This window comes from Arthrobacter sp. B0316-1-20 (assembly GCF_059091865.1).
Genome location: NZ_JBNHHC010000001.1, coordinates 491,485 through 504,192, shown reverse-complemented (window position 1 = coordinate 504,192; position 12,708 = coordinate 491,485). Strand labels below are relative to the sequence as shown.

The 12,708-nt window shown below is 63.1% G+C and carries 7 protein-coding genes; all 7 read right to left on the bottom strand.

The genetic code is table 11. The features are described 5' to 3' along the window. Window positions 1-143: 143 nt before the first annotated feature. Entirely contained in the window at window positions 144-737 is a 594-nt protein-coding gene (pth, locus tag AC5RW2_RS02285) for an aminoacyl-tRNA hydrolase (protein WP_494073613.1), read from the bottom strand. A 114-nt stretch (window positions 738-851) separates the two neighbouring features. Next, window positions 852-1,451 carry a 50S ribosomal protein L25/general stress protein Ctc gene (locus AC5RW2_RS02280; protein WP_494001406.1) on the bottom strand — a complete coding sequence of 200 codons (600 nt, stop codon included), beginning with the start codon at window positions 1,449-1,451 and terminating at the stop codon, window positions 852-854. Window positions 1,452-1,638: 187 nt separating this feature from the next. Next, complete coding sequence (locus AC5RW2_RS02275) at window positions 1,639-2,658, bottom strand: M28 family peptidase (protein WP_494023683.1); 1,020 nt, start codon at window positions 2,656-2,658, stop codon at window positions 1,639-1,641. 202 nt (window positions 2,659-2,860) lie between these two features. Beyond that, entirely contained in the window at window positions 2,861-4,111 is a 1,251-nt protein-coding gene (locus AC5RW2_RS02270) for a heparan-alpha-glucosaminide N-acetyltransferase domain-containing protein (protein ID WP_494073612.1), read from the bottom strand. 22 nt (window positions 4,112-4,133) lie between these two features. After that, window positions 4,134-9,596, bottom strand: a complete 5,463-nt coding sequence (locus AC5RW2_RS02265; RefSeq protein WP_494073611.1) for a Pls/PosA family non-ribosomal peptide synthetase — start codon at window positions 9,594-9,596, stop codon at window positions 4,134-4,136. A 137-nt stretch (window positions 9,597-9,733) separates the two neighbouring features. Beyond that, on the bottom strand, window positions 9,734-11,173 hold the full coding sequence (locus tag AC5RW2_RS02260; protein ID WP_494073687.1) for an aspartate kinase: 1,440 nt from the start codon (window positions 11,171-11,173) through the stop codon (window positions 9,734-9,736). Window positions 11,174-11,325: 152 nt separating this feature from the next. Then, window positions 11,326-12,684 (bottom strand): diaminobutyrate--2-oxoglutarate transaminase, encoded by a 1,359-nt coding sequence (ectB, locus tag AC5RW2_RS02255; RefSeq protein ID WP_494073686.1) that lies wholly within the window; start codon window positions 12,682-12,684, stop codon window positions 11,326-11,328. Window positions 12,685-12,708: the final 24 nt, after the last annotated feature.

Here is a 12,708-nt window from a genome sequence, read left to right as displayed (position 1 = left end):
ATTGCGACTCCGCCTTGACGGCGCAACAACACCTTCTCAGCGTAAAGAGCCGAGGGCGACCTGACACGAGTAGTCACCACTCGTTCTTGGGTTAGGTCGCCGCGCCCATGACCCGCGGGATACCCCTGCGGTCTTCCTGACACTCACCCCTGCTTGGCGTTGGCGTGATACTTTTGCTGCGCGGCGAGAAGCCCGTCGGACAGGAGCAGTTCCACCGCGTCTGCTGCATCGTCCAAAAGGAAGGGAAGGTCTTTCTTTTCCGCCGTCGAGAAATCGCGCAGCACGTAGTCCGCCGTATCCATCCGGCCCGGCGGGCGGCCAACGCCTATGCGAATCCTGTAGTAATCCTTGGTCGCCAGCGCCTTGGACATGTCGCGGAGTCCGTTGTGCCCGCCCTCTCCCCCGCCGATCTTGAGTTTGATCGTATTGAAGGGGATGTCGATCTCGTCGTGCAAGGCGACCACGTGGTCCGGTTCGATTGAGAAAAACCGGCACAGCGCCGACGTCGGTCCCCCGGACAGATTCATGAACGTCAGTGGCTTGGCGAGCACAACCCTGGGCCCGCCAATTCCCAGGCGCCCTTCCAAAACCTGTGCGTGCGCCTTGTGCGACTTGAACGAACCGCCGACCCTGCCGACCAGCTCGTCGAGGGCCATCTGGCCGACGTTGTGCCGATTGCCGCTGTAGCCGGGGCCCGGGTTCCCCAAACCGATTATCAGCCAAGTGTCGGTGCTCACGTAGACGGGTGCTCCTCGGACGGTAGATGCGAAGGATTCAAGATCATCCTAGGGATAGACCAAAGCCCCCGGCGAATGCGCACGCGCGTCGCCGGGGGCTTTGAGGCCGTGTTGTTACTCGGCCGGGGTCTCGGCAGCCGGCTCGGCGGCTTCGCCTTCAGCGGCTTCAGGCTCGGCCACGGTCGGAGCGGAAACCGCGGCGATGACGGTGTCCTCGGGGATCAGCAGGCTGACGCCGGCAGGCAGCTGAATGTCGGTGGCGTGAACGTGCTCGCCAACCTCACGGCCCTCAACGTTGATGGTCAGCGCCTCCGGCAGAGCGGTCGCATCGGCCTCGACCAGAACGGTGAACTCTTCCAGATCCAAGATGGCGCCCGGGGCAACTTCGCCCTCGACATGGATGTTGACGTCGACGTGAACCTTCTCGCCCTTGCGCACGGTGAGCAGGTCAACGTGCTCGATGATCTGGGCGATCGGATCGCGCTGGATGTCCTTGGCCAGGGCCAGGTGCTCGTCCCCGTCAATGTCCAGGGTCAGCAGCGCGTTGGAGGTACGCAGCGCCAGCGTCGTGGCCTTCTGCGGAAGCAGCACGTGCAGCGGCTCTGCCCCGTGACCGTAAATAACGGCGGGGATCTGGGCGTTGCGGCGGGCCCGGCGCGCGGCGCCCTTGCCGAATTCGCTGCGGACTTCAGCTGCAAGCTTCTGGTCGGACATAATGTTCTCCTTGTGCTGGGTGGTTTTGAGGCGGGTGCCTAGAGACCGACCCGCCGCACCGATACCAGTGCAGAGAACGAAGCTGCTAGCCACCGTCGATAACGGAGAACCGGTTCCGGCTCTCCCTCGCCTAGGCAATGCCAGAAGTTTATCAGGGTCGAGGCGCTGGCCCGAATCCTGCACCCGCTTACTCCAGCGCGCTGCTGTCTTCAGCCAGGCTAGTGGCGGCATGGGTGATCGCGTCGGTCATAATGCCCAGCGCCTCCAGATCGACGTTGCCAATGTCATCGCCCGATTTGTGGTAGTTCGGGTCTCGTGGCTGCCCTGGTGCGCCACCGAAAAGGATGCTCTCCCGGGCGGTTTTTCTCTCGTCGCTGCCGGTGAAGAGGCCGCCCACAGCAATATCTTCCTCGATGAACGCCACTTGATCGGAATAGAAGTTCCATTCCGTTGGCACCCAGGGCTGGGCACGGGAGTCGAAGTAGTCGGTGAAGAACTGCATGATCTCCTCCGACCCGTCGGGCACCTCCCACTCGGAGTCGTCGTCGGATTTCTGTGGGTCGTAGACCGCGATGACGTAGTTGGGCGAGGCTACCATGTCGATGTTCAGATAGGCGGCGATGTGGTCGAGTTCGCCGCTGTCGTGCTCTGCCAGATCTTCGACATAATGCTTGGAGCCGAACGCCTCCGGAAACTCTTCCGCCCCCCACCACGCGAAGCGCACCTTATTATTTGGTTCACCCCGTTGGCTGAGTTCTTGCGCGGCCTCCAGCAGGGCCGCCGCACCGGAGGCGTTGTCATTGATCGCCGGACTGTTCCGCACCCCGTCGAGGTGGGCGCCCAGCATTATCACGTTGTCGTCACTGCCGCCGGCCGTCTCGGCAATGATGTTGAAAGACTCGTAGCTTTCGCCACGTGTTTCGAACGTAAAGTACTGGCGCGTGCTTTGATAACCCGCACTCTCGAGTTCCCGTTCTACGTACTGAGCCGCTGCCTCATATCCGTCGGTGCCAATAGCTCGATCGCCGTGATCATCGGCGAGTGCTTGAAACTCTTTTAGGTGCTCGTACGCTGTGGAAGCCTGCGCCTGCGGCCCGGGTCGCTCCGCCCGCACAGAAGCCAGGACAAGCGCGGCCAGGAGAGCAACCAGCCCGAGCGCCGCGACGAGGACAAGGGATCTCCGGCGCCTGGGCCAGTGGAGTTTCATGTCGTCCTCATGAGTGCAACATCACCACAGCATTCTAGCTGCCGGCTCCGGGGGGCCGGGCAATGTCCGACGGCAGGTTTGGAGTCGGCAGAATGAGCGGGGTGAACGGGGCCCCAGAGTGAACCGGGGCCCGAAAAGCAATCGGCTACCTAATGGTCGGTGCAGCCCAAAGCATTCCCCCCGGGGGCCAGGAGATCCCGAATCAGCGGGAAGCCGTTCCTGAAGCAGCCGTGGGGGACGATGATCCGTCGTCCACGATTTGCCGGAAGTTCTTGGCGCCCGCGGCGACCGGTCTCTCCAATGGGCCTTGTCCCATCCACCGTCTCCAGATCAGGGCGAAGGCGAGGGCGACCGTCAAATGCACGATGAACCACAGGAAGGGTGCCTCGTAGTGCAGCTCAGGGCTCAGCGCGAGCAGGTGTGCGGAGTAAAGGGTCAGGGTCATCGATCCCATTGCGGCAAGCGGCGTCAGCAAGCGTGCGGCCGCCCCTTCGATCAGGAGGAACACACCGACCGCCAACAGACCGAGCCCCAGACTGCTGGCGATGGCCAGGGGCATGTTCGAGTGCGGCGTCGCGATCGCCAGCCACCACGCGGAGGTGTCCGGAATGATCCCGGGCCCGAAGATAAGGCCGTTGTCCAACTCTTCCCCCGTCATCCCGCTGGTGGCCACCAATTGCTCGAAGCCTCCCATGGCGTACAGCAGGATGGCGGAGGCCGCGTTGGACAAGATCGCCAGGCCTGCACCGATACCGGCGATATATCCCTGCACCTTGGGCCTTCGCAGGTCCAGCCGTCCGATGCCAAGGCCGGTCAGGATGTAACACATGTAGGCCAGCGCCGGATATGAGCCGGTCAGCAGTAAATCCGAGACCACGCCGGCGGGTTCGAAGAAGAAATGCCCGACGGCGGGGTTGAACGTCGACGATGTCGGGAGGAATGGATCCAGCTTCTGCAGGAGGATCGGCGAGACGATGCCGAAGACGGCCGCGCTGATGAACAAGGTTCTGGGCCGCAGATGCAAGAAAGGAATGGCGAGCAAGAAGAACACCGAATAGTAGATCAAGATGCCGTTGGCAGGAGGATCCTCCTGCTGCAAGAAGGGCGCGATCGCCAGGGCTATGGCTCCGATCAGGACGGCCCGAACGGCCAGTCCCAGTCGGTCCCCGGCCATCCTCGGCCCCGTGTGCGGTCTGTTCCCCCCGGAGGACAGGGCCAAACCCACTCCGGCAAGGAGGGCGAACAGCGCAGCGGAGTCACCGGCGAACAAGATCCACGCCAAAGTGGGCTCGCCGGTGTCCTGGTTCGCGTCCGGCAAGATGTGAATGGCGATCATCCCGATGAGGGCGAGGCCACGGGCCGCGTCGATGCCGACCAATCGGCTCCGCTTCTGCATCGATTTAGCGTCTGCGGGGCCGGGGTCGCGTCCCTGCCTGTCCGGAATACGGCTCATGTTCGTCCTCCTCTTTCGCTGTCTAAACGATCTCTCGTGCGGGGTTGCCGCCGTACCGCGCGCCCTCCGGCACTTGGCTACCCTTCATCAGGAGGGAATCGGCCTCCAGGACCGAGCCGTCGCCCATGACGACGTCGTAGAGCAGGTAGGACCCGACGCCCAAGGTGACTCCCCGGCCGAGGGCGATCGCGTCGAGTTTGAAGACGCCGTCCTCCATGGAGTGGCACTGGACGACGCTGGAGTTATTGAGAGTCGCGTCGTCACCGATGGTCACCAGCGTCTTCTCCGGGATGACGCAGCCGTCGTCAAAGACACGCTTACCCATCCGCACGCCCTGCAGGCGCCAGAACAGGGGCTTGAACGGGGTGCCGTCAAAGAAATACAGCGGATACGTGATGAACTTCCAGAACCGTTCGTGCCGCCAGAATCTGACGTCGTAGATGGAGCAAACGGTCGGGACCATGGCTTTGAATCCCTGGGCGGCACGCTCGAGCACGATGAAGAAGGCGATCATGAAGGCGCCGAAGCTGACGGTGCCCAAGTACAGCCCGAGTCCCGGAACGCCCGGGAAGAGTATGAGGGCGAGTGAAAAGGCCAGCATGCCGGCGAGGATGAGGACCCACCGGCTCGCCAGGTACAGCCCAAGGGAGACGGCATTGTGCCGGTTCTTGGCCGGCAGCCGGCGGATCATTTCTTCCCGCCGGTCCGTTTTGAGGTCGCGATTGACCGACCGGGGAATCTCGAACGCCGGTGATCCGAGCAGGCCGACGTTTTCCCGAACCTCGCCATGGATGGGAATCATGACTTTACTGCCGAAGAGAACGTTGTCGCCGACACGGGCGCGGGACGGATACGGAATGTCGTTGCCGAAGAAGTTCTTCGCCCCGATTTTCACCTCGGAGACGCTGAAGGACGTACCTGAGTAGTTGGCGTTACTGATCGACACGCCGTCGGAGATCATCGTTCCGGATCCGACGGTAGTCAGGTAAGGGTTGTCATGGTCGAGTTCCGTCCCGAAATTCGATCCTGTCTGCTCAACATTTGGCTGCTTGTAACCCAGCAGACGAAGGTAGTGCACAGCCAGGGAGCTGTCCCCGGTGATGTGCATGAACTGGAAGACGTTGGTCAGCCGGAAGATGAGCCGGTGGGCGGCGTAGCGCAGCCCGTACATCGGATAAACCTGCCCCGGTTTAATCAGGAGGTTGAGCAGCCGGGGAACCGTGAACATTGCGGCCAGACCGAGGAACATGCCACCAAACAGCACGACGAATGAAGCGAATACCAGATCCGCGTAGAAGCCCGGGTTCGTGTGGTCCATATGGCCGGTTTCCCCGTAGGCCGGCAGGAGCAGCGCAATGGCCAGTAGAAGCAACGGGCCGAACAGGACAGTGTTGTTGAGCAGGAGGAGCACGCTGAAGGTGACCCGCCGCCGCCGGCTGCACGGCAGCGGCTCGACGAACCGGTAGTTCACGTCGGTCGGCACCGCAGGGGACCCGTGCCAGCTTTCGCCGGCGGGTACGGATTGCAGCCGCTGCAAGGACGACGAGTGACCCAATTGAGCTCCGTCGCCCATCGTGGAGTTGATGTCCAGCACGCACCTCTCGCTCACCAGGACGTCCTGGCCAAGCGTGACCCGGCCGGTCTGGATCCACCCGTCGTGGGCCCGGTAGCACAGGTAAAACGCATCCCTGTTGATCACCGTCCCGCTGCCGATCGTCAAGAGGTCGGTGCATACCGGAGTGATGGGGGTGAGGATGGTGACGTTGGAGCCGATCTTGGCTCCCAGCAACCGCAGGTAGAAGGGAAGGATGGGGGTCCCGACGAAGAAGGCCAACGGGTTGAGTCTGACCAGCGCCCGGACAAACCAGAACTTGACGTAGGCCAGGGACCAGATGCGGATGTTCTGCTCTTCCCATCGTCCGAGGAGCAGCCATTTCAGCAGGATCGGCACGATGCTGAGGGCCAGAAAGAAGCTGAATCCGACGACGACCGATCGCCCCCAGGTCTCCAGGACGCCCTCCCCTGCAATGACCCAGGTGAAGCCGGCCGTGATCGCCGTGAGGAAGGTGTAGGAGTAGCCGATGGCGAGTGCGGCTTGCAGGGCACCGCAGAGCACGACGTCGAAAGTGCCGGCCCGCCCTCGTTTGGGCCTGGGGTGCGGTTCCTGTGCTGCCCAAGCGTGGGGGGCTGTCGGGGAAGTAAGAGCAGCGGCGAGCTCTCGGATCGTCGGATGCTCGTAGATGACCTGCAGATCAACCGGCGGCAGGTCGGTGTTCGTGCGCAGCGCGGCGGAGAATCGCGCAACTATCAGGGAGTTGGCCCCGAGATTCTCGAACATGTGAGCCTCGACGGAGACGCGCTCCAATCCCAACACGGCAGCAAGCTGCTCGGCGAGAGCCGCCTCGGCGTCCGTCGCCGGTTCGCAGTACTCGCCCTCGGCTGAAGCGCTCACCCGGTTGCTGGGTGTCGGCAGGTTTTTCCGGTCGGCCTTGTCGCTGGGCAGCATCGGCATGGTCTCAAGCTGCTCATAGAAGGCCGGGATCATGTAGCCCGGCAGCCGGTCGCGGAGCTCCTCCCTGATCTCCTCGGGCGCGAGTTCGGAGACCCCTTGGCGCAACGTATAGAACGCGGCAAGCTCTGTCATCCCCGGTGCCGACTCATGGGTCTCGACGACTGCCTGCGCGATCCCAGGGATTTGCAGAAGCACCGATTCAATTTCTGACAGCTCGATCCGGTACCCGCGGATTTTGACCTGGGTATCGATTCGGCCGTAGTACTCGATCAACCCGTCGTCGTTGATCCGCCCAAGGTCGCCGCTGCGGTAGATGCGTCCCGATGGGTTATTCGAAATGCCCATGAAGTCGGGGATAAAGACCGCATTAGTCTTCTCGGGATGATTCACATAACCCACCGCCAGCCCGATCCCGGCGATGCCGATCTCGCCTGTCTCTCCCCGTGGCAGGGCACGCGGCTCGTCGGGATCCAGGATCATGATCGTGTAGGTCGGCAGCGGCTGGCCGAGGGTGATCGGCTTGTCGGGATGCAGAACGTCCCACGTGGCGGTCACGGTCGCTTCGGTGGGCCCGTAGACATTGAGGAATCTCCGGCCGGGCCGGTACCAACGCTCGGCCAGATCGCGCGGGCACGCCTCACCCGAGACCAGCAGAAAACGCAGGTCAGGGAGTTCGTGCTCCAGTGTGGCCAACAGGGTGGGTACACAACACATCGCGGTAATACGGTTGTCGAGCAGAAACCGTTCCAGGTCAACCCCGAGCAGGCTCTTCGAACTCGGCTTGGGCACCAACGTCGCCCCGACCATCCACGGCACCCACATCTCCTCGACAGAAAAGTCGAAGGCGATCGTCAGTCCCTGATAGACGCGGTCGTTGCCCTGATATCCGTAGACCTCGGCGGCGACCCTGACGAAGTTGCAAATGCTGGAGTGTTCGATGGCCACCCCTTTGGGACGGCCCGTGGAGCCCGACGTGTAGATGACGTAGGCCAGGTTCTCGACAGGGGCGGGCTTCTCGCTGTCTGCGAGCCGGGAGCCGGACATGGCTGCAATGTCCGCGGCGGCCGTGTCCAAACTCAGGGCGCGCGGGCAGTCCTCCGGCAACAGACTGGCCAGGTGGCTCAAGGTCAGCACGCGGCTGGCCCCGGCGTCCTCCATGATGTAACCCATCCGGTCCGGCGGAAATCCCGCGTCCAGCGGCACATACGCCGCCCGGATCTTCAGCACCGCCAGTATTGAGACATAGGCCCACACGGCGTGGTCGAACAACAGCGCAATGCGATCGCCGGCCTGGGCTCCGTCATCGAGCAAATGCCGGGCCAGCTGATTGGCCCGCGCGTCGAGCTGATCGTAGGTCAACCTCGAGTCCGCGGAGTCGACCGCCAACTGGCCTGCCCGGCCTTCGCGGCGCAACAAGTCGCATCGGCTCTCGAAGAGCTCCTCCAGGCGCTCGCCCGGAGACCACCGCACCTCTTGGCGGTGCGGGGACTGCAGCAGCAGGTCTACCGCGGTCGTCATCGGCTCGTGAACTACGTCGGTTGCGGTTGCCGGACCGCCCGAGCGCACCTCGTACGGTGCTGCGCTGAGCTCCGTCTCGCTCAATTCGACTCTTCGCCCTGCGGGTTCTGCCTGCCCGCCGGCCCGATCGACAAACACCGGGCCTTCAGGATCGGCGCGAACAAAATCCCCAGTGCGGTAGGCCCGTGGCCAGCCGAGGGCGCCCAGGGGAGCATATTTCTCGACGTCTTCGCCTGGATCGAGGCAGCGGCCTAAGCCAACCCCGCCGATGACCAGTTCTCCTTCTTCGCCCCAGGCGACAGGCTGGTCGTTCCTGTCCACTACGGCCAGTTGCCAGCCGGGCAGCGGCCGGCCGATGCCCGCCGGAGTCGACCCATGGGCTGGAGCACAGGCGACGATGGCCTCGATGGGACGGTACGTGTGCCATACTTCCCTGCCGGGGGCGGCCAGCCGCGGCGCAAGATGCGGTGGGCATTCCTCGCCGAAGATCAGCAACCGGACGTCTTGCAGCGATTCCGCCTGCCATAGTGCAGCGAGGGCAGACGCCGTTGAAACCACGGTGATACCCCGTTGCACCAGCCACGGGCTCAGGTTTTCGCCTGAGCGGATGACCTCGGGAGGTGCCGGCACCAAGCAGGCGCCGTGCCGCCACGCCAGCCACATTTCGTGGCACAGGCCGGACCTGCCGGAGAGACCGGTCAGCACACGATCGCGGGGCCCGAGCGGATCCTCGGCGCAGAAGACCGACGCTTCAGCGTCCACAAAGGCGGCCGCCGACCGGTGCGACACTGCGATTGACTTGTATTGGCCGGTCGAGCCTGAGCTGACGATGATCCATGCATCGTCGTCGGCGGTGGGCGGGCGAGCCTCTCCGTGGGCGGGCGCTCCGATAACGGGACGGACCCGAAGCCCGGGTCCGACTACCGCGCATACTTCGGCCGCTTCCCATACCAAAGCGGCCCGGTCACCGAGCTCGTCGGGATCGACAGGGACGCATGCCGCTCCGCGAACGAGTACGGCCAGCACTGCGATGTAGAGGTCGACCGTACCAAGGGCCATCAGGATGCCGACCCGGTCTCCGGCACCGATCCCGCGTTCGCGCAGGTTCAGGGCCAGGGACTCGATCCGCTCCAGCAGCGCCAGGTAATTCAATGAGGTGGTGCCGTCATCCAACGCCAGCGCGTCCGGGTACTCGTCTACGGAGCGAAAGAGGATGTCCAGCAACGTGCGAGGAATCGGTGCAGGCCCCCCTGAGTACACGCCGGGGGCGGGAGTGATTGTGCTGCCGGTCCGTTCGCTGGCTCCTGCCGGGGCGGGGTCCGTTGGCGCCGCCAGTGCGACTAATTCTTTGGGCGCCGCTTTATGAGCGCCGGCCGGCGTCCGCGCGTGGGACTGCCTGACCAGCATGGTGGTGGTGTCCTCTGATTTAAGGTACGAGTTCTCGGCTGGCGCCATTGGTACCTCCCGTTTATGCACTGCATTTGGGCGTATGGGTCACTGGGGTCAGTCCCTGCTCGCGTGGCGCAGAAAGCTGATGTCCTCGTGCCGGCTCGGCACATTGCCTAAGCTGCACCTTCCTCCCCAGTCAGACGTCATGCGGAAGATCCCGGCCGGGTAGCGGCGAGCGCCTGAACCTCGAACTGCGGAAGCGTGTCCGGCGAACGGTCGCCCGCCGCTTCCTTGTCCTGCGGCGTGAGACCAAAGGCGTCCTGCAGAGCGCGGACAGCATCGGCAAGCTCATCGGCCCGTGCCACGGCCGCGATGCACAGCTCGGAAATCGAGATCATCTCCGGACTGATCCCGGCGTCCGAAAGTGCTCTGAAGAAAGTGCTGAGGGTAGTGGGCGAAGAGCGCATCCCGAGTCCGGTGAGCAAGACCTTGCCCACTTCTCCCTTGTGGTACAGGGCTTCAAATCCGATGCGGCTCCGGGCCGCGTCCAGGGCCGCTATGGCTGCCGACGCCTCCGTAGATGGGAGGGTGAAGGTGATGTCGGCGATTCCGGTCCCCGCGTCCCGCGAATTCTGGGCGATCATTTCGATGTTCAGCCCCGATGCGGCGAGCTCCTGAAGGAGTCGCGCGGCAGTCCTCGAGCAGGCCGGGATTCCGGCGATGGTCACTTGTGCAGCGGAGTTGACGCTTGCCACGCCCGAAACCAGAGTCTGTTCGCCTGCGTGCGCATCCGAACGGGGTTGATCGAGACTGGGCAGGATCATGGTGCCCCGCTTTTGCACGAACGAAGAACGGACATGGATCGGAATACCGAAGCGGCGAGCGTATTCAATGCATCGGAGGTGGAGAACTTTTGCCCCCGCGGCTGCGAACTCGAGCATTTCCTCGCTGGCGAGTACATCAATCTTGCGCGCGTTGGGAACGATTCGCGGATCTGCCGTATAAATACCGTCGACATCCGTATAGATCTCGCAGACGCCTGCGCCGAGTGCTGCGGCGAGTGCGACGGCGGTCAAGTCCGAACCACCCCTCCCCAGAGTGGTGACCGTCTTCCCTTTACGGCTTTTGCCCTGAAACCCTGCCACGACGGCGACCTGACCGTTCTTCAAGCAGGCACGGACTTGGCGCGGATCGACATCGATAATGTGAGCTTTGCCGTGGCAGTCGTCGGTGATGAGGCCCGCCTCGCTGCCTGTGAAGGTCCGGACATCGACGCCCAAATCGGCTAAGGCGATCGCCAGCAAGGCCGCCGAAACGAGTTCGCCGGTCGTCAGCAGGGTGTCGAGTTCGCGGGCAGGGGGATGCGGCGAAACACTGGCCGCGAGATCCAACAACTCGTCGGTGGTGTCGCCCATGGCGGAGACCACTGCAACGACTTGATATCCAGACGCCTGTGTCTCAGCCACTCGGTGAGCGGCGCGTCGAATGCCGTCGGCATTCGCCACCGACGAGCCACCGAACTTCTGCACGATGATATTCGTTGAGCGTCCAGCCGTGCCCGCCGCCTCCGCTCGTTCGCCCCACGGCAGCGGCTCGCCGAGCCTCGAGGCGCTGCGCGGCAGCTCGAATGAGTCCTGTGCCATGCGGACAGCAGCTTCATCCATGGCCTCATCTATGCGCTTGTAGTTTTTCACCCTGACCCCCAAACTTGCTGGGCTGCCGCTGCACCTCGGGTGCGGTCGCTGCCCCGCAAACACTCCGGATTGCCCTGCTGCGCCTGTCCAGAGCTAACCGCCTATTTGCCAATGTGTGCTCGGCTCGGCGTGCTCACTGCGCGCAGCAGCGCCGAACTGGACGCCCGCGGCCTGGGGACGTCCCCACCGCGGCTGCCCGGCGTTCCGTCAAGCCATTCACCGGCAACCGATCGGACTGCCTCTGCAAGCAGGTCAAGCCCGCGGGTCATGTTTTCCGCGCTGATAGTCAATGCAGGCATGGCTTTGAGCACTTCTCCCTCCGGCCCGGAGGTTTCTACAAGCAAGCCACGGGCGAAGGATTCGGCGGCAACTTTTCGTGCCATTGTCCGGTCCGGGAAATACACGCCTGCCAAGAGCCCTCGACCGCGGACAAGGGCGCCTTCAATGCCGACCGCCATCGTTGCCAGAGCTGCATGCAACTGTGCGGACCGTGCCGCGATGTCTCGTTCGAATCCCCGACCGTTCCAGAAGTGTTCCAGGGCCGCGGTCCCGGTCACGAAGGCCGGGTTATGGCCGCGGAAGGTACCGTTGTGCTCTCCCGGCTTCCAGATGTCCAGTTCGGGTTTTAACAACATGACGGCAAGCGGCAGTCCGAAACCGGACAGTGATTTCGACAGGCAGACAATATCGGGTTGGATACCTGCTTCCTCAAAGCTGAAGAACGTGCCCGTACGTCCACACCCGGCCTGGACATCATCGACGATAAGAAGCATGCCGTGCTGGTGACAGATATCGGAGAGTCGCCGCAGCCAACTTCCACTGGCCGCTCTGAGCCCTCCCTCGCCCTGAACCGTCTCCACTATGACCGCGGCGGGTTTGTCCAGTCCGGACCCGCTGTCCTCCAACGCATGCTGCAGCCACAGGAAATCTTCCGCCGGCTGATCGAAGTAGCCGTCATAAGGGAAGCTAGAGGCGTTATTGAGCGGAACTCCTGCGCCTTGGCGTTTTAGTGAATTGCCCGTTACCGCCAGTGCGCCAAGGGTCATCCCGTGAAACGCATTGGTGAAGCTCAGCACTTGGTGCCGGCCGGTAACCTTGCGCGCCAGCTTCAGCGCCGCTTCGACGCTGTTCGTCCCGGTGGGGCCGGTGAACATGACCTTATAGTCGAGACCGCGAGGGATCAGGATTAGTTCCAGGAACGTCTCCAGGAATCGTCGCTTCGCCTTCGTCTTCATATCGAGTGAATGGATGACCGACCCGGAGCGCAAGTAAGTAATCAGCGGCTCCAGCAGAAGCGGGTTGTTGTGCCCGTAATTGAGTGCTCCTGCGCCCGAAAAGAAATCCAGATACTCCCTGCCGTCCTCGCTATGCAGCGTGTCCCCGGCGGCGTAGTCGAAAACGGTATCCCAAGTCCGGCAGTAACTGCGGACCTCCGACTCCAGAGATGTAAAAATATCCATCATTAACCTGCCTTAGCTGTCGCT